Raw genomic sequence first — 22,496 nt, forward strand, 5'->3', positions numbered from 1 at the left:
AAATGGCAGCAGACAAACTATCAACCCGACATCTTTTAGGTATTAAAGATATTAACCGGAATGATATCGAATTAATTTTCGAAACTGCAGATAATTTCAAGGAAGTGATAAACAGGCCTATTAAAAAAGTGCCTTCTCTTCGTGATATTACGATTGCCAATATTTTCTTCGAAAACTCTACCCGCACAAAACTTTCCTTTGAGCTTGCCGAAAAAAGACTATCCGCCGATGTAGTTAATTTCGCTGCTTCATCATCTTCTGTAAGTAAAGGCGAAACTCTGATTGATACCGTAAACAATATTTTATCCATGAAGGTGGATATGGTGGTTATGCGCCATCCTTACGCAGGTGCTGGTCAGTTTTTAAGCAAACACGTAAAAGCGCAAATTGTAAATGCTGGCGATGGTGCACATGAACACCCTACACAAGCTTTGTTAGATGCGTTTTCAATCCGCCAGAAACTAGGTGATGTAGCAGGTAAAAAAGTAGTTATTGTTGGTGATATTCTTCACTCAAGGGTAGCCATTTCTAACATTCTTTGCTTGCAACGTTTGGGTGCCGAAGTAATGGTTTGTGGACCTACCACGTTGATCCCTAAACACATCCATCAACTTGGAGTAAAAGTTGAACATAACTTAATTAAAGCATTAAACTGGTGCGACGTGGCAAATATGCTTCGTATACAGTTGGAGCGTCAGGATATTAAATATTTTCCATCTCTTAGAGAATATGCCATGATGTATGGCTTAAATAAGCAAATTCTTGATAACCTTGACAAAGAAATCATTGTAATGCACCCTGGCCCAATAAATAGAGGCGTAGAAATTACCAGTGATGTAGCGGATAGCAAGCAATCTATCATTTTAGAGCAAGTAGAAAATGGTGTAGCCGTAAGAATGGCTGTACTTTATTTACTAGCGAGCCAAGGATAATAAGTGAATTGTTTAAATTAGGTTTTGTTAATTGCAAAAGCAGTTAACCAATTTAAACAATTAACTAATTTCCTTCTTTTTTCCACATTCGAACAGACTTAATACCAATTCCAAAATCCCTTCGTTAAAGTTGTGTTATCAACAGATGTTAATTACTTATGTTGATAAGCTTTGATACTATTTATAATTTAGTACCAACCATATTTGAAACCGATGCAAAAAAAATATTTACTAATTCCGCTACTTTTAGCAGGAAGTTTTAGCAGTTATGCGCAGATAAGCGCAGTGCAAAGCCTCAATAAAAACTATCAATCCGGGTTAGAATTATTAGACAAAGAAAAATACACTGCAGCCGCTCAACAATTTAAATTAGTTGAACTGCAACGCTTTAAACCCTCAACGCAATCAGAAAGCAATGCTGAATTGTCGTTACTAAAAGAGAATGCAAAATTCTATGCTGCAGTTTGTGCTTTAGAATTAACCAATAGTGACGCTGAAAGCCTATTTCAAGCTTTTATTCGTGATTATCCTTTGAACCCGAACACTAAACTTGCTTATTTTTATGTTGGAAAAACTTATTTCAACCAAAAAAACTATAAAAAGGCGCTGGAATGGTTCGAAAAAACTGATCCTTCTACCCTTTCTGGTAAGCAACGCTTAGAATATCAATTTAAGCAGGGCTACGCTTATTTTGAATTAAAGGACTACGATAAAGCAGAACCATTATTTGAAAAAGTTAAAAAAGAAAGTGGCGATTTTCAAGAAAGTGCAACTTACTACTTCGCTTACATCAATTATTTGAATAAGGAATATAAAACCGCTTTAGCAAACTTTGAAAAATTAAAAGGTTCGCCAACTTATGAAGCTAGTTATCCTTATTACATCACTTCGATGTATTATTTGGATGAGCGTTATGATGATGTAATCAGCTATGCTATTCCTGCGATGCAAAAAACTAAGCAACAGTTTGAGCCTGAAATGTTGAGTTTAGTTGCAGCATCTTACTTTGCAAAATCAGAATTTAAAAATGCAGAGAAATATTTCGCTGAGTTTTATGCTAAAGATCAGAGCGAAACAAAAAATAACCTATTTATTTACCAGTACGGATACTCCTTATTTCAGAATAAAAAGTACAAGGAATCTGTTGCGGTTTTAGAGAAACTTAACTCTGATGATATTTACCTGCAAAACGGCATGTACACCTTAGGGAAAGCATTTATTCAATTAGGAAATAAACAAAAAGCCCAAAGTGCGTTTTTCAGAGCTTCACGTTTAGATTTTGATAAAGCCATACAAGAAGATGCTTGGTTAAATTATGCCAAGTTAAGTTATGAGTTGGAGTTTCACCAGCAAGCATTAGATGCTACGCAAAATTTCCTTAAACAATTCCCTAACTCTAAAAAGATAAACGAAGCCAAAACTTTATTGGGTGAGGTATTATTAACCACCAAAAATTACCAGGCAGCTGTTGATATTTTAGAACCTATCCCGAATAAAACTTTAGAAGCAAGAGAAGCTTTTCAAAAAGTAACTTATTTCCGTGGTCTTGAATTTTACAACGAAAGAGCATTCCCGAATGCTTTATCAATGTTTCTTCGCTCAGAGAAATTCCCTGAGGATAACGAAATCAGTGCTTTAAGCATGTATTGGAAGGCCGAATCAATGTACGAATTGCGTAAATATGGTGAAGCAGTTTCTACCTTCGAGAAGTTTTTAAAAATGCCTGATGCAGATAAAACGGGTGTTTATAATTTTGCTAACTACGCCTTAGCCTATGCAGCTTTTGAAGATGAAAAATACAGTAAAGCCGCAAACTATTTCGAAAAGTTCTTATCAGGAAATGATAAAGACCAGAAAACAATTGATGATGCAACCATTCGTTTAGCCGATTCTTACTTTGTAAATAAGAACTATGGTGATGCAATGGCAAATTATAACAAAATCATCAATCGCAAAACTACCGCAGAAGATTATGCCCTATTCCAAAAAGGAATGATCCAGGGATTAGAAAACCAGTACGACACTAAAATTGCAACGATGCAAAGTTTGTTAAAACAGTTTCCTAATTCTAATTATGCTGATGATGCTGGTTTCGAAACCGCTTATACTTACTTTAATAAAGGTGATTTTGATAAATCTAAATCTGATTTAGTTGAATTGGTAGGCAAATACCCACACAGCAGTTATGTTCCAAAAGCTTTGGTTACTATTGGTTTAGTTCAATATAATCAAGATCAGGACGATGCCGCTTTAGCTTCTTTCAAAAAAGTAATTCAGGATTACCCAAGTGCTGATGAGGCTAAGCAAGCTTTAGAATCTATTAAAAATATTTATGTAGATCGTGGTGATGCAAATGGATTTATTGCTTACGCTGGTACTACCCCGCTTGGTAATTATTCAAATGCAGAGCAAGATAATATCGTTTTCAGCGCTGCAAATAACTTATACTTAAAAGGTGATGCAAATGGTGCTTTATTAGCGGTTAATGCTTATTTCGATAAATTTCCAAAAGCTATCCACGAGAAGGAAGCTAAATTTATCCGTGCAGAATCCTTAGTAAAATTAAAACGCCCAGATCAAGCTATTGCCGATTATGAGTTTATTTTAAACGATTGGACAAGCGATTATACGGAGCGTTCGTTATTAAGTATTTCTCAGGTTTTTCTGGATCAGAAGAAATATAACGAAGCCATTGTTTACTTAAAAAGATTAGAAACCACAACCGATTACAAATCGCATTACGGGTATGCCATCAACAATTTGTTAAAAGCCTATACAGCTTTAAACCTGCCTGATGATATGCTAAAATATGCAGCGCTAACTAAAGAATCAGAAAAAGCCTCTCAAGAGGAGAAAAATAGTTCTGGTTTGTTTTCTGGTAAGGCCTATTTATTAAAAGGTGATACAACAAGCGCTGTTAAAGAATTTAAAAATGTGGTAGCAAGCACTAAAACTGTTGCAGCAGCAGAAGCTAAATACAATCTGGCTTTGCTGGAATATACAAAAGGTGATTTCAAAACATCTTCAAAAACCTGTTTCGATATAATAAATAACATGCCTTCTTATGATTATTGGGTTGCCAAATCGTTCATTCTACTATCAGATAACTATGTGGCATTAAAAGATAATTTGCAGGCAAAAAGCACGCTTCTTAGCATTATTGATAATTACGATGGCAAGGATGATATTATCCCAACAGCCAAACAGAAACTTGAAAAACTTAACCAGAAGAAGTAGAATTATGAAGTCGATTAAATATATATATAGTTCTATGTTTTTTTTAGCCGCCGGAATGTTGACCGTTCAGGCACAGGAGAAAAAAACAGAGGAAAAATCAACAGTAAACGAAGAAATTGAAGTTGTTCGTCCTTACAAACCAATTTTAGCAGAAGCAGTTAAATTGAGAAGAAGTCCGGATTTAAACGATGTTAAAATCTATAAGGCTAAACTTAACTACAGTATTACGGATAGAAAGCTGGAGCTAAATAGCGACATTAAAAAGTTGCAGGCACAACAACTTGCCGATGAAAAACAAACTGAATTAATTAACAACTACGTAAAAGGCGGTTTTGGTAACTTAGGAACGCTATTGGGCGAAGTTTATATCAATTTGGGTAAAGATGAGGGTATGCAGGTAGGTGGTTACTTTAAACACTTTAGCCAGGAAGGTAAGCTGAATAAGCAAAACAGCAACAGCCAGCAATTAAGTGTATTTGGTCGTAGTATTTTAGATCAAAATACAGTTAGCGGGCGTGTTAACTTTGAGCGTAATGGTCTTTATTTTTATGGTATTGATGATGCCCGCCCTACTTTAAATCCTAATCCAGAAAGACAAGCATTCAATATGTTTGAAGCAGAAGGCGAATTGGTTAAAAACTTTACAGAAGATGAGGATGCTCTAAGTTATGCGGTTAAAGCTAATGGCTACATTTGGAACGATAAATATAGCGCAAAAGAAAACTACATTACTTTAAACGGATACTTAAATAAACGCATTAGTTCTTTAAATCTTGGTCTTGCGGCATCAACTGAATTTGGAAACACTAAAGATGCCCTGACCAGTGTTGGAAACAACTTATTACGTTTAAATCCTTACATCCGCCTACAAGTTAAAGGTGCAAAAATTACTGCAGGCATTAACTTTGTACAGGAATTTGGTGCTTATAGCAGTTCAAGAATTTTCCCTGCTGTTACTGCAGATTTCACCCTAATTCCTGATTATCTACAAGTATTTGGAGAGGTTAAAGGTGATGTTAGTAGAAACTCATTAAAAAACTTTACAGATGAAAACCCATGGTTAAATAATAATATCAATATTAAAAACACAGTTGAAAAATTAAGCATTAGTGCGGGTATTAAAGGTACAGGCGGACCAGGTTTTGGTTATAAAGCCCGTTTCTACATCAAACAGATTGATGATATGCCATTATTTGTAAACAACTTTACTGATTTTAATAAGTTTGATGTAATCTACGATTTCGGAAAAACTAAAGTAACAGGTTTAGAAGGCGAAATTTCTGTTCAGGTAAGTGATGCGTTAAAATGGACTGGTAAGTTAAATGTAGACGATTATAAACCTGCTGCTGAAACTTACAGTTGGTTTAAGCCAGGTTTAAAAGTAAGCTCAAACTTTGCCTATACCTATAATAAAAAATTAAGCTTTAACGCGGCAGTCGTTATTCAAGATGATGTAAAAGCAAAAATTTATACAGCTAACCCGGTTCCTGCTGGCCAATATATTGTACCAAACCCAGCGATAGAATCTATAGTAAACGTTAAAGGTTATGTAGATTTAGGCTTAGGTGCAGAATATCGCATCAACAACAAATTCTCGGTTTTTGCAAAAGCTAACAACCTTTTAAACAAAAATTACAGCAGATATTTATATTATCAAGTAAATGGTATAAACGTTTTCGGCGGAGTAAGCTACTCGTTTTAATCTTATTGCAAGGAAGAATAGCAAAGCGATCTTCCATTTTTAAAAAGGCCAGTCTTCAGTTTGAGGATTGGCTTTTTTGTGACTACGAAAATTGCAACTAAATCTTAAATTTGCATTTTAACCCATTTTTATGCCGATTACAAAAGCCACACTTGCAGATATCCACGAACTAAATAAACTCGTTAATAGTGCCTATCGTGGCGAAGAATCCAAAAAAGGTTGGACTACAGAAGCCGATCTCATCGAAGGTATCCGAATAGATATAGAAACTTTAACTGAATATTTGAAAAATGAGAACATCACTATTTTAAAATATACAGATGATAACGCAAAAATTATTGGTTCGGTTTATTTGGAAGTGAAAACGCCAAAATTATACTTGGGCATGTTTAGTGTATCGCCAACATTGCAAGGCGGAGGCATTGGGAGGGCATTAATTGAAGAAGCAGAAATTGTTGCAAAACAGCTAAATTGCCATACCATTACCATGACGGTTATAAAAACCCGTAAAGAGTTAATCAGTTGGTATGAGCGTCGTGGTTATTCTTTTACAGGCGAAATTATACCGTTAAACACAGAGGGACGATTCGGAGATCCAAAGCAACCAATAGACCTTATCGTGATGGAAAAAACAGTTTGAGGCTGGTATCGCTTTGCTTAATTACTTTAGATATTGTGATTAAACAAACAGCCTGAAATAAATTTTATCTTTGGAGATCAATATTTGAAATTGTACAAAAATGAAGTATATTAATCATTTAAACAGTTTAATGGCTAGAAATATTTGCCCTCATTTTAAAAATATTAATATAAAATAGCGTTTTATATTGTCTAAACGCAGAGTTGTAATTTAAAACGCTTAATTTTACCGGAATGGATATCTTATCATACCTTTTAGAACTTTTGCAACAAAGCAAAGAAGTTGGTATTACCGGCTTGGGCACTTTTTATAAAAAGAAATTTCCAGGCAGATACGATAAAGAAAAACAATCGTTTTTACCACCAGCATATGCCCTTCAATTTACCCATGAGGTTAAAGGAGAAAATGCATTAGCGACTTTTATTTCATCAAAGAGAAATATTTCTGTTGAAAGCGCACAATATTATATTGATCAGTTTGTTGAAGAAACCAACAAGAAACTTGAACTAGAGCATGAAGCAAACCTGGAAAACCTCGGTCGCTTATTTTATACAGAGCACGATGGTTTAAGTTTTGAAGCTGAAAAAAACATCAACTACGGATCAGAATTTTTTGGACTTCCATCACTTGCGGAAACTGATACAGAAGCGTCAAAACCTGCTGATTTACCTTTTAAAGCCTTAACAGAAGACGAAATTTATGAAGAAATAGACGAAGCGCCTGTGGTAAAAGAGCTGCCTAATAAAGATAAAACTGAACAAATACTTCCACAGATTGAAAATGTAGAACTGGATGAAGTTAATGATGATTTAAAAAACACTTTAAAACATTCGGAAACTCCCGTTGAACATGAAATTGAAGTTCCCGAATCTGTTAAGGAGCAACATGAAGAACATCCCGATCGTTTCGGCCAAAAACCCGAATCGGAAGAAGTTCACGTTCCGGCGCCAAGCGATGAAATTATTGAAAACAGCGTAGAAGAAACTCCTGCTGAAGTAGAAGTTTCTAAAACGTATATTAATTTACATGATGATCTTCAAAAAGAGGAAGAAGTTGTTCATGAAGCGCCAGAGTTTATAAAGGAGCAACATGCCGAACATCCAAACCGTTTTGGTCACGACCCAATAGACCCTGAATATGCTGAAAAACGCATGGCAACATGGGTAAAAATCTTAATTGCTATTGTTATTCTAGTCGTTATCGCCGCTGTTACATATTATGTTAAACCAGAACTATTTGGACAAAACAAAGCAGTAGAAACGAAAACGATTGCACCTGTTGATAGCAATAAAGTTGCTGTAGACAGTGCTAAATTTAAACAGGATTCTATTGCAAAAACCGACAGCATTTTAAAAGCTAATCAGGTAAATGCAGCAAAAACTGTAAAAACAGATACTGTAAAAAAGATTAAAACTCCAGTATCTGCCCCAGCACCTATACCAAATGCAGGTATGGTTACGTTTGAAGTTATTGGAACCTCAGTAAAAACAAAGAAAAGAGCTGAGCAATTTGTTCAATCAATGAAAAAGTACGGGATAGATGCTAAAATTATTGATGCTATGCCAGGCAAATTGATTAAGGTAAGTTTGGCATCATTTAAAACTGAAGCGGAGGCCAACGCTCAAAAACAAATTTTAGCAGAGAAAACAAAAATTGTAGGACTTTACACACAACAGATAAACCACACACAATAATGATTACACTATTAACCATTCAAGACACTTCAAAAGCATTACAAGACACATTAAATGCCGCTAATTCTAATTTAAGTCAGCCAGCTCCAGAACTTCATTTTATTGATTTACTTTTCAAAGGCGGCTGGGTAATGATCCCATTGGCTTTTTTAGCCTTCTTAGCTTTAATTATTTTTGTTGAACGTTATTTAACCATTAGAAAATCGACTAAAGATGAATCTAATTTAATGGTTCAAATCAGACAATATATTCAATCGGGTAACCTTGATGGTGCCATGGCTCTTTTAAGAAATAACAACTCCCCGCTTTCGCGTATGTTGCAAAAAGGTTTAAAACGTATTGGTCGTCCTATTAAAGATATTGAAGGTGCAATTGAAAATGTAGGTAAACTAGAAGTTTCAAAGCTTGAAAAAAACATTAGTATTTTAGGAATTGTTGCTGGTATTGCGCCAATGCTTGGTTTCGTGGGTACAATTGTTGGGGTAATTACCATTTTCCATCAGGTATCTATTAAAGGTGCTATCGAAATTGGAACTATTTCTGGTGGTTTATATACAAAAATGATTACTTCGGCTACGGGATTAATCATTGGTATTATCGCCTATGTTTTATACCACATTTTAAATATTATGGTAGAAAAAATCATTCTTAAAATGGAAACTGATGCAATTGACTTTATTGATTTATTAGAAGAACCAGGTAAATAATGAATTTAAGAAAAAGAACAAAAGGAAGTGTAGAAGTACATACATCGGCATTAAACGATATTATGTTCTTCCTGATGCTGTTTTTCCTGCTCGCCTCAGCGGTGGTAAATCCGCAGGTTGTTAAATTGTTATTGCCACAATCATCAAGCGGACAACAATCTACAGCTAAAAAAGCAGTTACAGTAACGATAGATGAAAATTTAAAATATTTCGTAGATAAAAAACCAACAACTGTAGATCAGTTACAGCCTGCTATAGAAGCTTTTCAAAAATTGGCACCAGATATGACTATCATTTTGTATGTAGCTAAAAATGTGCCTGCAGAAAACATTATGGTTGCCTACGATGTAGCAAACAAACTAAAATTAAAACTTGTTTTAGCTGTTGAGCCTAAGAAATAATGATAGAATTATAAAATGATTAAATTTTGAATGATAGAATGTTTATTCAAAATTCACTCACTCATTCAAAATTTAATCATTCACTTATTAATAAAATGACTTACAAAGAGGAAAATAACTACCCAAAAGCGATAGCCATTTCTACAGGGATAATGGTTTTTCTGCTTGCCATTAGTTTTTTTATCGTAATTGGATCTTTCCAACCTCCAGAAGAATTAGGAATGGGTGGCATGGTTGTAAATTATGGTACTGCAGAAACTGGTATGGGCGATGACTATACGAGTATCGAGGAGCCATCGGCTGATCCTAATGCCAATAATAAAGTACCAGATAAGGTTGTGCCTGAAGAAAAGGTTACGCCTACAACTTCAGTAGAATCAAGCGACAAAGAAATACAAACACAAAGCACGGAAGATGCTCTTGCAGTAAATACCAAACCAACCAAAGTAAAAACCACTACTCCAACTACTGCAACTGAAGAAAAACCTTCAAAACCAGTAATTAACCAAAATGCCTTATATAAAGGGAAAAAGAGTACCGGACAGGGTGGCGGCGATGGAACTGGAAATACGCCTGGCAACCAGGGTTCTGTTAATGGAGATCCTTTAGCTAATAATTATGGTGAAGGTGGCTCGGGATTTGGAAATAAACCAATTGCTTTACGCCAGTTTTCTAATCTTGTAATTCCACAGGATGATGGTCAAAAAACTGGAAAAATTGCGATCAGAATTTATTTTAACAAAGCTGGAGATATTACAAGGGCAAATCAGGAATTAAGAGGTTCGACAATTACCGATACTGAATTGGTAAATAAATGTATTCAAGCCATATTAAAATCTTCACTGAGTAAATCAGAAGTAGGTGGCGATAACCAAACAGGAGTTGTAGTTTTTAATTTTAAAGTTAAATAACTCAATTATAGATTCAAAATCTTTATAAAGTTGTCTGAAAAAAATCAGGCAACTTTTTTTATTTCTATATCTTTAGTTTGGCTGTAGGGAAATAGGTAGACGAAACCAAAGGTTGAGCAAAAAAATATATATGAAATTAATATTCGGAACATTATTAGGATTTTTTATTAGCAGTTGTTCTGCACAAGATTTATCAACGTATACTGATATTAACAATACAGAAAGTAGAAAAAATCCTTTGCAGAAAAATTTTGAGATCACAAAAATTACCAATTACTTCTACGTAACCAACAGTAAAAACGAAAATCAAATAATTGCATATTATCTTGGTCATTTATATAAATTTGACCAAAGCGGCAATTTAATCGATACATTAAATTTAGTTGATAAATCAGATTTGCGTCATTACGAGCCAGTCCTTAACGATATAGCTATACAACCCGAAAATTACTTCATTTATTTAGGGGACGGTTATTTTCCTAATTGGATAAAAACAGGCGACAAAACCAAGCATAAATACAACAAAGTATACAACCAAAATTTGACGATGGAAGCTGATGTCTTGGAACAATATTATAAAGACAGACAAAATATTTCAAACAAAAGTGAAACTGAACGCTGGTTAAAAGAAAAAGAAGTTGATGATGACTTAGCAAAAAAAGCAGAAAATTTTGAATTGCTAAAACTTATCAAACGTTTAAATGGGCAAGCGAGTTATTGTCAAGAGATAACTTTTCCGTCATCGTCTCCATATTAGAGCATTTTTTTTGTTATTGGCAACGAAGTGAATAAGGTAAATGTTCCAAATGAATTAAAATCCCATAGCCGAAAAATCATAGGCAAAAAAGAACTCGAAATGGTTGTTCCTGAATTTACTGAAAGACAAAAATACTTTCATTTTGAAAACAAGGAACGGGTAAAAGGATCTTCAGGTACTACGATATCCACTGGTTACAGTGGCTATTGGAGAGGGAATGCATACTATAACATACAAATCGGGGAAAACACTCTAAAAATAAAAGTAAATACCTCTAAAAGTAAAAATAGCACCATAGAGATAAACAGATCTATTTTTGTGAATTACAAATATTTTGTACTCATAAAAACAACCGACGGAATTTATTTTATTAAAGAAAATTAGATGCAAACAAACACAAATAACTATTTAGGTAAGCTAAAAGGTCATAGCATTTTTCATTCTTTTCTTTATTTAGCCCCAAGTTTAAATTAAAAGAGAATGGCAATAGATGGCATCAGGATAATTGACGGGGATACAGCTTACGACACCTACTGGGGCTTCATGGACTTATACGATAAAGGTGTCGACTTTGAATTGATATACAAAGAGCTTCCACTTATTCAAGCAGATTACTTAAATGATTTTGATAATGAAATATATGTAACATCCTATGCGTTGGCTTTGTGGGAAACAGGCCAAATGACACCTGAAAAATTATTTTATATAAAATCGATCGTTGATAAGGGAGCAAGTGTAAAAAAATGGGCTGAAAACAGCAAAGAGCAAGGTAAGGTGAGACAAAATGAACTTGACAAATTCTTAAAGAAGATCAGCAAGACAAACACTAAAGTAAGACCAAGAAAAAACTATAGAAAAATAAGCAACCTTTATTTCCAACCAGATGATGCATTAACTTTTCAACTTAAAGACGGAAATTATCGAGCCGTCATTTGTGCAAAAATAGAGCAATACAGGGGAAAATGTAATTATATTTTAGTCCCAACAACGTTCAATTCAGATATAAAACCAACAATTAACAACTTGGAAGACGAGGAAATATTGGGTAGGACAATAGGCAGCGGCTATAGCCAGGATACAACAAGAGAAATGCAGCGGGGCATAGAAAGAATCTGGAACTTGTTAGGCGGCAACTGTAATTTCTTTTTTGGTCTTGTTCAACTGGCGGTAGACCACAAAGATTTTATAGGTTTCAAAGATAAATTTGAAAAGTTTGGAACCCTTAAAATAGTGGAGGGGCTTAAAGAAACGGGATCGTTCGGATATGAGCGTAACTTTGAGGGATTTGAAACAATTTTTGGGGACTTAGAAAGACATATAAAAGTATTTGAATACAAAAAATATCCGGTGAAAGCTTTATGCGACTTATAATGTATGCCAAAACTAAAAAAACTACATATTCCAACCAGTTCAGCTGAAAGGTAAATTGTATTGTTTTTTTACTTTTTTGGAACAAGCTTATAATTTCTTTGAAAGCTCTTGGGGTGCACATCTACAAATTCGTAGTATTTTAATGAGTTAATTTTGTTATACCTGTGCTCGGTGTTATCACCAATCGCATATAATAACATATTACTTAGATCACATTTAGATGGTACGGTGATAACACCAAGCGCAAGGGTAACAAACATTTGGAAACTATTAAAATTCAGTTGTTTTGATTTTTTTGTTTTGAAAAAAATCAAAACAAAAAAATCAAAACAAAAATAATTCGGTCTTTAATTTTTCAATTTGTGAAAAACATTAGAGAAGAATTAAAGCCTGCCATTCCTTTTAACAAAAATGAACTTTTCATTTCATAATAATAATAGTCCACTTATATTTGAACTATATTATGAACTATCAGCAAACGCTTGAATTTTTATACAGTAAACTACCAATGTTTACCCGTATAGGTGCATCAGCATTCAAAAAAGACTTGACAAATACCATAGCTCTTTGTGAAGCAATTGATAATCCTCAAACCAAATTCAAAACCATCCACGTTGCTGGTACAAACGGCAAGGGATCAACCTCTCACATGCTGGCTTCTGTTTTACAAGCCCAAGGTTATAAAACTGGATTGTATACCTCTCCACACCTAAAAGATTTCCGCGAACGTATTCGCATTAATGGAAAAATGATGAGTAAAACCGAGGTATGTTCTTTTGTGCAAAAGCAGAAACAATTAATAGAAAAAATTGAGCCTTCGTTTTTTGAAGTTACTGTTGCAATGGCATTTGATCATTTTGCTAAACACGAAGTTGATATAGCTGTTATTGAGGTTGGCTTAGGGGGCCGCTTAGATTCTACAAATATAATTACTCCCCAAATTTCAGTTATTACCAATATTAGCCTCGATCATACTAACATGCTTGGAAATACCCTCGCAGAGATTGCTGGAGAAAAAGCCGGTATTATTAAGAAAGGCATTCCTTCCGTTATTGGCGAAACTCAAAGCGAAAGCCAACCTGTTTTTATCGCAAAAGCGAAAGAAGTAAACTCACCAATAATTTTTGCAGATCAACAACTTAGCGCTCAAGATATTTCTATAAAAAACGGGGAACTTTCTTTATCCATTTATCAAGGTGAAAATTTAAAATATAGCAAACTTCAAAGCGATTTAACTGGTATATATCAACCAAAAAATATGGTTACTGTTCTACAAGCGCTTGATGTTTTGAATCTGAAAACGAGCTTAAAAATCAGTAAAGAAAATATTTACCAAGGTTTAAAACAGGTTAAAAAGTTTACGGGTTTACAAGGAAGATGGCAAACGCTCGGTAAAAATCCTTTAATTATTTGTGATACCGGGCATAACGAAGCTGGAATAACCGAAGTTGTTAAAAATATAAGCTTAACGCCATATAAAAACCTTCATGTTGTATTTGGAATGGTAAAAGACAAAGATATTTCAAAGGTTTTATCCATTTTACCTAAAGAAGCGACATATTATTTTTGTAAACCAGATTTAGAAAGAGGCTTGCCTACTGAAGAACTTGAACAACAAGCCGCTGCATTTGGCTTAAATGGCAAAAGCTTTAGTTCCGTAGCAAAAGCAAAGGCATCAGCTATATCAAAAGCTTATAAAGAAGATTTGGTTTTTATTGGCGGAAGTACCTTCGTAGTAGCAGAATCGATATAAAATCTTTACAAAAACTTCAAAAATACTTCATTCAAAAGTCGTTACTTTAACCCATTAATGAAGTTGATGGTCTATTTTAAAACGATCAAATACTTTAACCAAAATATATTAATATAGATAGAATGAAAAAAACCACTTACTTATTCTTTTCTCTTTCCGTTTTTTCGCTTTCAATAGCTGTCGGACAAACCAAGAAAACAGTCGCTACTCCACCTAAAACTTATCCAGCAGAAGTTGCCCGCCCAAAATTAGTTGTGGGTTTAGTAGTAGATCAAATGCGTTGGGATTATTTATACCGCTATTACAACCGATACACCAATGGTGGATTTAAAAGATTAATTAATGATGGTTTCTCAGTAGAAAACACCTATATTCCTTACACACCTACCTATACTGCTTGTGGGCACACTTGTATTTATACCGGCTCTGTTCCTGCTGTTCATGGTATTATTGGTAACGATTGGTACGATCCAGAGACAAAAAAAAATATGTACTGTACTCAAGATACCTCAGTAGTTACTGTTGGCAGTACACCGTCGACAGAAGGAGAAATGTCTCCTAAAAATATGTTAACCACAACAATTACCGACGAATTAAGGTTAGCAACAAATTTTAAAGGAAAAGTAATCGGTGTATCATTAAAAGATAGAGGTTCTATTTTACCTGCAGGTCATGCAGCAAATGCAGCCTACTGGTATCAAGGTAGCACAGGAAACTGGATTACCAGTAGCTATTATATGAAAGAAGTTCCAACTTGGATAGCCGATTATAATAAATTGAAACTTGCAAATAAGTTTTACGCTAAAAACTGGGAAACACTTTACCCAATTAATACTTACGTAAATAGTACCAGCGATGAAAAAGCTTACGAGGGTAAAAACAGTACTTTCCCACATAATTTAAGCCAATTTGTTGATCGTAATTTCGACGCCATCAGAAGTACACCTTATGGAAACACAATTACGCTTGATTTAGCAAAATTAGCCATCCTTTCTGAAGATTTAGGCCAAGATAATATCACCGATTTCCTTGCGGTGAGCTGCTCTGCTACAGATTATGTTGGTCATGCTTACGGCCCTAACTCTATTGAAGCGGAAGATACATATTTACGCTTAGATAAAGATTTTGAGGAGTTTTTTAATTATTTAGATAAAAAGGTTGGTAAAGGAAATTATATGGTTTTCTTAACCGCCGATCATGGTGCTGCACATGTTCCAGCTTTTATGCAAGAAAATAAGTTACCTGGAGGCGTAGTGAGCGACAAAGAAATTGCAAGTCAATTAAACACTTATCTTAACAATAAATTTAAAGTAAATAACATCGTATTAAAATCTCAAAACAATCAAATCATATTCGATCATGATAAAACTGATAACGGTACGGTTAGTTTTGATGTAATTAAAGCTGCTTCTGTAGAGTTTCTAAAAAGATTAGATGGTTTTGCTAACGCAGTTGATATTTCTAAAATATCATCAAGCACTTTGCCGCAAATTCAAAAAACAATGATAACAAATGGATATAACGCCCGAAGAAGTGGTGATATCTATTATATTTTAAATCCAAATTGGTTTAACGGCGGTCCAACAGGAACCACACACGGAAATTGGAACCCTTATGATTCACACATTCCTTTGGTATTTATGGGTTGGGGAATTAAACCAGGTGCCTCAAACAAGACACACTATATGACGGATATTTCAGCAACATTAGCTGCTCTGCTTCATATCCAAATGCCTAGCGGTTGTGTTGGAGAACCAATTACAGAAATAACGAACAAATAATTTTCAAAAACTATGCTCAAAAGGCTAAGAAACTTTTTAAATTTTGTCTAAAAAAATGATCGTCATTCTGAACTTGTTTCAGAATCTATCTTAAAAGACCGCGAACTAAATTCAGGATGACGGAGTATATTTAGTGAAATTTAAACAGTTTCATAGTTTTTTTTATTTTAACATCATGTCAAAATATATAGCAAATCGCCTTACTCCAATGCTGGAATCTCATGATATGCCAGCTACACTAAAGTTTTACACAGAGGTTTTAGATTTTACTTGTGAAGTTAAATCCGACGATTTAAGTTGGTTAATCCTCGTTAAGGATGAAATAGAAATTATGTTCAGCGCCCCTAACGCACATCGAAATATGCCAAAATCTATTATGAGTGGCTCTCTGTACATCAATACAAATGAAGTAACCGAATTATGGGAAAGGTTAAAAAATATATGTCAAATCTGTTATCCGGTAGAAGATTTTGAATACGGCATGAGAGAGTTTGCTATATACGATAACAATGGCTATTTGCTTCAATTTGGCCACGAATTAAACTGAACTAAAAGCCATAACGGTTTAGAGTATTCTCAGGAGTAAGCTACTTATTTTAGTACATTTGCGCAACCAAATATATTTGGAAACAAGGATCAGCAATGTTAAAATTCTAATCCTTAAAATCCTTTAATATGCAACAAGTAGAAATATATAAGCCCAAAAACAAAATCCGCTTTGTAACAGCAGCCTCCCTATTCGATGGTCATGATGCAACGATCAATATAATGCGTCGTATCCTTCAGTCATCAGGTGCAGAAGTAATCCATTTAGGGCATAATCGCTCTGTTGATGAAGTGGTAAACTGTGCCATTCAAGAAGATGTTCAGGGTATTGCCATGACTTCTTACCAAGGCGGCCACATCGAGTATTTTAAATACATGTATGATCTTTTACAAGAACGTGGATCTGGTCATATCAAAATATTTGCTGGTGGTGGTGGCGTTATTTTGCCTGTCGAAATTGAAGAATTACAAGCTTACGGCATTTCTAAAATCTATTCTCCCGATGATGGTCGGAAAATGGGATTGCAAGGGATGATTAATGATATGCTTCGTCAAACAGATTTTGTAACCAAGACGAGTATTACCGAAGAACTTCAAACAATACCTCAGAAAGATATAAAGGCTATTGCTGGTGCAATTACTGTTGCCGAGAATGATCCTGAAGGTGCACAAGCCTTTGTTGATGAACTAAAAAAATTATCTAAAAATAATAAAGCACCTATTTTAGGCATTACTGGAACAGGCGGAGCGGGTAAATCTTCTTTGGTTGACGAGCTCGTTAGGCGGTTTTTAGTAGAAGTTAAAGATAAAACTTTAGCAATTATTTCTGTCGATCCATCAAAACGGAAAACTGGTGGCGCTTTATTGGGCGATCGTATCCGGATGAATGCTATTAATAACCCAAGAGTTTACATGCGCTCTTTAGCAACCAGACAGGCCAATCTGGCTTTATCTAAAAACGTACAAGAGAGTATAGATATTTGTAAAGCCGCTGGTTACGACCTTATTATTGTAGAAACATCTGGTATTGGTCAGTCGGATACAGAAATTACTGAGCATTGCGATGTGTCTTTATATGTAATGACTCCCGAATTTGGTGCTGCTACCCAGTTAGAGAAAATCGACATGCTTGATTTTGCCGATCTTGTGGCTATAAATAAATTTGATAAAAGAGGTGCTTTGGATGCTTTGCGTGATGTACGTAAGCAATACAAGCGTAATCACAATATATTTGACGCCAAAGATGAAGAAATTCCAGTTTATGGAACTATGGCTTCACAATTCAATGATCCCGGAATGAACAATCTGTTCGTTGCTTTAATGGATCAAATTAAGGTTAAAACTGGAACTGATTTCCATGCAAAAATGGAGCTTACGTCAGATCAGTCTGAAAAAATTTATATCATTCCCCCCGATCGAATCAGGTATTTAGCCGAAATTGCTGAAGCCAGCCAAGCTTATAACGAATGGGTTGATAAACAAGCTGGTATTGCAAGAAAAATGTATCAGCTTAAAGGTGTAATCGACTTGCTAAATGATCGTGGATTACAAAAAACAGGAACTCTTTTGCCAAGTGCCGATGGACTAGAAGAAGCTTATTCATTTTTTGAAGAACAATTAGATGGAGAATGTAGACGTTTGCTACGCCAATGGCCAGAAACGAAAAAAAGCTACAAGCAAGAGTTTTTCATCTATAAAGTTAGAGATAAAGAAATTAAGCAACCTCTTTACTATGAATCTCTTTCAAAGTTAAATATCCCCAAGGTTTCCTTACCAAGATATGAGGATTGGGGAGACATTCTACGCTGGTTACTAACCGAAAATCTTCCTGGAGAATTTCCTTATGCAGCAGGTGTATTTCCTTTAAAGCGTGATGGTGAAGATCCCACAAGAATGTTTGCTGGAGAAGGTGGTCCAGAAAGAACAAATAAGCGTTTTCACTACGTTTCATTAGGCCAGCCAGCGCACCGATTATCTACAGCTTTTGATTCAGTAACCCTTTACGGCGAAGATCCACATATACGTCCGGATATCTATGGCAAAATCGGTAACTCCGGAGTAAGTATTGCTACTTTGGATGATGCTAAGAAGTTGTATTCAGGCTTCGATCTTTGTGCGCCTTCAACGTCGGTATCCATGACGATTAATGGCCCCGCTCCTATGCTTTTAGGCTTTTTCATGAATGCTGCCATTGATCAGCAATGTGAAAAATATATTATAGAAAATGGCTTGGAAGAAGAAGTAAAAACTAAAATTGATGCAATTTATAAAGCTAAAAATTTAAAAAAACCGTCGTACAATGGTTCACTCCCAGAAGGTAACAATGGTTTAGGTTTAATGCTTTTAGGTGTTACCGGCGACCAGGTTTTACCAGCTGATATTTATGCTAAAATAAGAGCATATGCTATTAGTTCTGTAAGAGGAACCGTTCAGGCAGATATTTTAAAAGAAGATCAAGCCCAAAATACTTGTATTTTTTCTACAGAATTTGCACTCCGTATGATGGGTGATATTCAGAAATATTTTATTGATGAAAAAGTAAGAAACTTTTATTCAGTATCCATTTCCGGCTATCATATAGCAGAAGCCGGTGCCAATCCAATTTCACAACTCGCATTTACGCTTAGTAATGGTTTTACCTTTGTAGAGTACTATTTAAGCCGTGGCATGCATATCGACGATTTTGCACCTAACTTATCATTTTTCTTCTCAAATGGAATTGATCCTGAATATGCTGTAATTGGCCGTGTAGCCAGAAGAATTTGGGCTAAGGCAATCAAAAATAAATATAAAGGGAATGATCGCTCCCAAAAATTAAAGTATCACATCCAAACCTCTGGACGTTCCTTGCATGCCCAGGAGATTGATTTTAACGATATCAGAACTACTTTGCAAGCACTTTACGCAATCTACGACAACTGTAATTCGTTGCATACCAACGCTTATGATGAGGCTATAACAACTCCAACTGAAGAGTCAGTTCGTAGAGCAATGGCTATACAATTAATTATCAATCGCGAATTAGGTTTAGCTAAAAATGAAAATCCTTTACAGGGTGCATTCATTATTGAAGAATTAACCGATTTAGTTGAAGATGCAGTGTTAGCTGAATTTAAACGAATTAATGATCGAGGCGGTGTTTTAGGCGCTATGGAAACAATGTATCAACGGGGTAAAATCCAGGAAGAAAGTTTATATTATGAAACTTTAAAGCATACAGGTGAATATCCTATTGTTGGAGTAAACACCTTCCTAAATAAAAATGGATCACCTACAATCGTTCCAGGAGAAGTGATTAGAGCTACAGAAGAAGAAAAACAATATCAAATTGAGGCATTAAAACAATTCCAAACTAGAAATGAAGATCAAGCAACGAAAGTTTTAAAAGCGTTGCAAAAATCGGCTATTGCTGGTGATAATATCTTTGAACAACTAATGGAAGTTTGTAAAATTTGTTCTTTAGGGCAAATTAGCAATGCACTTTATGAAGTTGGTGGACAATACCGTAGAAATATGTAATTAATGAGGCTTCGAAAAATAATAATTATAGCCCTTCTGCTGATTCTTGGAACAAAAACCTGGTCAGCAGAAGAACCTAAATCAAGTTATATTATTGTACTTGGCATCGCTCAAGACGGGGGATATCCGCACATGGGTTGTCAAAAAGAATGCTGCAAAATGGCTTGGAAAAATCCTAAACTGAGGAAAAATGTTGTTTCTTTAGCATTAGTTGACCCACTCAATAAAAAATGGTGGTTGTTTGAAGCCACGCCAGATATTAAGCAACAATTGCAGGATTTTAAATCTCAAACTAAAGAACAATACCCATATCTTCCTGAAGGCATTTTTATAACTCATGCACATATTGGTCACTATACTGGCCTGATGGAATTTGGTAGGGAAGTAATGGCTACCAATAAAATTAAAGTATATATACTCCCAAAATTAAAGGCTTTTTTGGAACAAAATGGCCCATGGAGTCAATTAGTAAAGCTTAATAATATTGATTTAATTGAGTTAAACGCAGATAAGCCAATATCAATAATAAATAATTCGGTCACCGCATTTACAGTTCCTCATAGAGATGAATACTCAGAAACTGCCGGTTTTAAGATCATTACACCAACTAAAAAATATTTGTTTATACCTGATGTCGACAAATGGAATAAGTGGAATAAAAATATAATAAGCGAGATTAAGAACGTTGATATAGCAATGATAGATGCTACTTTTTATACCAATACAGAACTTGGAAATAGAGCAATATCAGAAGTACCGCACCCTTTAGTTACAGAAACAGAAAAACTCTTGCAAAATGAAGATTTAATAATCAAAAACAAAGTTTATTTCATCCACTTTAACCATACAAACCCTTTGCTTTGGGATTTAAACACTCAAAAAGAAGTACTAAGAAATGGCTTTCATCTCGCCAAACAAGGTCAGATTATTTACTAAAACATATGTAAAATAAAAGCCCCGATTTTGTCGGGGCTTAAAAATTTATTTAGAAATTTTAACCTGCAATCCAGGTAAACTTATAATCAATAGTTGGGTTTTTCATGCGTTCTGCCACACGCAATAAACGTGAAGGTAAATTCATAATATAATCACGAGCTTTTTCACCAGCGTCATTTAAATCACGCATACCTTCAATTTTCCAGTCAATAATCAACTGCTGCATAATATCAACATAATCAATCGCAGTATAAACTCCCAAACGTTGTGCTGCATCTGTAAAGTGACCAAAAGTCTGACCGATTTTTAATCCAACTTCACGTAAGAAGTGTGCTGGCATTACAATCTTTTTGCGCATCATATCTTCAAAAGCAAGCATAGCTTCATTAGGATCAACCATAAAAATTTGATTCATAAAATCTTTATACGCTTTGGCATGTCTTGCTTCATCTGACGCAATAACACCACACATTTTAGATAATAGCGTATCACCATCTTTTTTAGCTAAAGAAGCAACCCTTCTATGAGAAATATTCGTTGCTAATTCCTGAAAGCTAGTATAAACAAAGTTACGGTAAGGATCATGTCCAGTGCCAATATCGAAACCATCAGCAATTAAATATTGTGTTGATATCTCCATTTGTCGCATATCCACACGTCCAGATAAGTATAAATATTTATTTAAAAGATCACCATGGCGGTTTTCCTCAGCTGTCCAATGTCTATTCCACTTCATCCAACCACCATCTTCAGCCATACTAGGACCTTCAACCATTGCTAACCATGATTCATATGTTGGCAATGCCTCTTCAGTGATGGTATCACCTACTAAAACAGCAACTAAATCATAAGAAAGATCTTTAGCGTTATCCCTTAAAATTCGAATATCCTGATAAAATGTTTCGCTTGTAGAATCCGGTAAGAAATCAGATGGTTGCCAGTTAGTATCAATTGGTTTCAAATAGGTATCCATCATCTCGAGCATATATTTTTCAATATGCAACATTACTTCCCTTCTTTTTTCTGCAAAAAAACTCATTGTTGTGTTTATATATTTGTTATTGTCAAAGATAACCAAATAATGTGGCAAACCTCATTATATTAACATATTTGCGTATAATCAGTTGTAAAAATGAGTTAAATCATTCTAAAAAAATACATTTAAGATTTAAATCTGTGGAATGCTTAATAAAATAGTTTTAAAATATAATTAGACATACCTAAAAAGTATTCAAGAGATACTCAGGAAAGGGATGTGCAGTATTTAATGGGTGCTTCAGTCCCGCCCTTTATTGCAATCTTTTTGGATAAGCTTTGCTAAATTGAATAGATCTAACCAAAAAGGATTTCCATTCCGGTCAGGTTTAAGCTGAAGGGTATTGGTAGCAGCAGGAGATGAGAAAGGATAGGGCAAACTCCAGGGTTATACCCTGGTGCTTTGTTTGTTTAAATTTCCTGTAAACTAAGAAAACCCTTGCGACATTAAGTTGCAAGGGTTTCTTTTAAGATTTGGCACCGACCTACTCTCCCACGTGTTACCGCAGTACCATCGGCTCTGGTGGGCTTAACTTCTCTGTTCGGAATGGGAAGAGGTGGACACCACCGATAT

The 22,496-nt window shown here is 34.9% G+C and carries 17 protein-coding genes and 1 rRNA gene; 16 read left to right on the forward strand and 2 right to left on the reverse strand.

Annotated features, from left to right (window positions below):
• The first annotated feature begins 2 nt into the window (after positions 1 to 2).
• The 16 genes from EHC72_RS17330 (at position 3) to EHC72_RS17405 (ending at position 20,887) form a co-directional block, all read left to right on the forward strand.
• The gene (locus EHC72_RS17330) at positions 3 to 932 is read left to right on the forward strand and encodes an aspartate carbamoyltransferase catalytic subunit (RefSeq protein WP_109932580.1); all 930 of its coding nucleotides are present in this window, start codon (positions 3 to 5) and stop codon (positions 930 to 932) included.
• Between the two features lie 213 nt (positions 933 to 1,145).
• Entirely contained in the window at positions 1,146 to 4,169 is a 3,024-nt protein-coding gene (locus tag EHC72_RS17335; RefSeq protein ID WP_131538976.1) for a tetratricopeptide repeat protein, read from the forward strand.
• 34 nt (positions 4,170 to 4,203) lie between these two features.
• Complete coding sequence (locus EHC72_RS17340) at positions 4,204 to 5,871, forward strand: porin family protein (protein ID WP_246029455.1); 1,668 nt, start codon at positions 4,204 to 4,206, stop codon at positions 5,869 to 5,871.
• Positions 5,872 to 6,001: 130 nt separating this feature from the next.
• A complete protein-coding gene (locus EHC72_RS17345; protein ID WP_131538978.1) occupies positions 6,002 to 6,511 on the forward strand; it encodes a GNAT family N-acetyltransferase in 510 nt (169 codons plus the stop codon).
• A gap of 233 nt (positions 6,512 to 6,744) precedes the next feature.
• Positions 6,745 to 8,205, forward strand: coding sequence for an HU domain-containing protein (locus tag EHC72_RS17350; protein ID WP_131538979.1), 1,461 nt, complete (start codon positions 6,745 to 6,747; stop codon positions 8,203 to 8,205).
• Complete coding sequence (locus tag EHC72_RS17355) at positions 8,205 to 8,912, forward strand: MotA/TolQ/ExbB proton channel family protein (RefSeq protein WP_131538980.1); 708 nt, start codon at positions 8,205 to 8,207, stop codon at positions 8,910 to 8,912. Before EHC72_RS17350 ends, EHC72_RS17355 begins: the two co-directional genes overlap by 1 nt.
• Positions 8,912 to 9,313 carry an ExbD/TolR family protein gene (locus EHC72_RS17360; RefSeq protein ID WP_131538981.1) on the forward strand — a complete coding sequence of 134 codons (402 nt, stop codon included), beginning with the start codon at positions 8,912 to 8,914 and terminating at the stop codon, positions 9,311 to 9,313. Before EHC72_RS17355 ends, EHC72_RS17360 begins: the two co-directional genes overlap by 1 nt.
• Positions 9,314 to 9,408: 95 nt before the next feature.
• Positions 9,409 to 10,224, forward strand: coding sequence for an energy transducer TonB (locus EHC72_RS17365; RefSeq protein ID WP_131538982.1), 816 nt, complete (start codon positions 9,409 to 9,411; stop codon positions 10,222 to 10,224).
• A 130-nt stretch (positions 10,225 to 10,354) separates the two neighbouring features.
• Positions 10,355 to 10,981, forward strand: a complete 627-nt coding sequence (locus EHC72_RS17370) for a hypothetical protein (RefSeq protein WP_131538983.1) — start codon at positions 10,355 to 10,357, stop codon at positions 10,979 to 10,981.
• 27 nt (positions 10,982 to 11,008) lie between these two features.
• Positions 11,009 to 11,365 (forward strand): hypothetical protein, encoded by a 357-nt coding sequence (locus tag EHC72_RS17375; RefSeq protein WP_131538984.1) that lies wholly within the window; start codon positions 11,009 to 11,011, stop codon positions 11,363 to 11,365.
• 96 nt (positions 11,366 to 11,461) lie between these two features.
• Positions 11,462 to 12,352, forward strand: a complete 891-nt coding sequence (locus tag EHC72_RS17380) for a hypothetical protein (protein WP_131538985.1) — start codon at positions 11,462 to 11,464, stop codon at positions 12,350 to 12,352.
• A gap of 463 nt (positions 12,353 to 12,815) precedes the next feature.
• A complete protein-coding gene (locus EHC72_RS17385) occupies positions 12,816 to 14,105 on the forward strand; it encodes a bifunctional folylpolyglutamate synthase/dihydrofolate synthase (RefSeq protein ID WP_131538986.1) in 1,290 nt (429 codons plus the stop codon).
• A gap of 122 nt (positions 14,106 to 14,227) precedes the next feature.
• Positions 14,228 to 15,886, forward strand: coding sequence for an alkaline phosphatase PafA (gene pafA, locus EHC72_RS17390; RefSeq protein WP_131538987.1), 1,659 nt, complete (start codon positions 14,228 to 14,230; stop codon positions 15,884 to 15,886).
• A gap of 175 nt (positions 15,887 to 16,061) precedes the next feature.
• A complete protein-coding gene (locus EHC72_RS17395; protein WP_211660327.1) occupies positions 16,062 to 16,433 on the forward strand; it encodes a VOC family protein in 372 nt (123 codons plus the stop codon).
• 128 nt (positions 16,434 to 16,561) lie between these two features.
• A complete protein-coding gene (locus tag EHC72_RS17400) occupies positions 16,562 to 19,951 on the forward strand; it encodes a methylmalonyl-CoA mutase family protein (protein WP_131538988.1) in 3,390 nt (1,129 codons plus the stop codon).
• A gap of 3 nt (positions 19,952 to 19,954) precedes the next feature.
• Positions 19,955 to 20,887, forward strand: a complete 933-nt coding sequence (locus EHC72_RS17405; protein WP_131538989.1) for an MBL fold metallo-hydrolase — start codon at positions 19,955 to 19,957, stop codon at positions 20,885 to 20,887.
• Positions 20,888 to 20,945: 58 nt separating this feature from the next.
• Here EHC72_RS17405 and EHC72_RS17410 read toward each other — a convergent pair whose 3' ends face one another.
• Together EHC72_RS17410 and rrf are read right to left on the reverse strand one after the other, a co-directional pair.
• Positions 20,946 to 21,926, reverse strand: coding sequence for an acyl-ACP desaturase (locus EHC72_RS17410; RefSeq protein ID WP_131538990.1), 981 nt, complete (start codon positions 21,924 to 21,926; stop codon positions 20,946 to 20,948).
• A 468-nt stretch (positions 21,927 to 22,394) separates the two neighbouring features.
• Positions 22,395 to 22,496 (reverse strand): 5S ribosomal RNA (gene rrf / locus EHC72_RS17415); the annotation flags it as partial.

The sequence above is a fragment of the Pedobacter nototheniae genome (assembly GCF_004335085.1).
Lineage (GTDB): Bacteria > Bacteroidota > Bacteroidia > Sphingobacteriales > Sphingobacteriaceae > Pedobacter > Pedobacter nototheniae.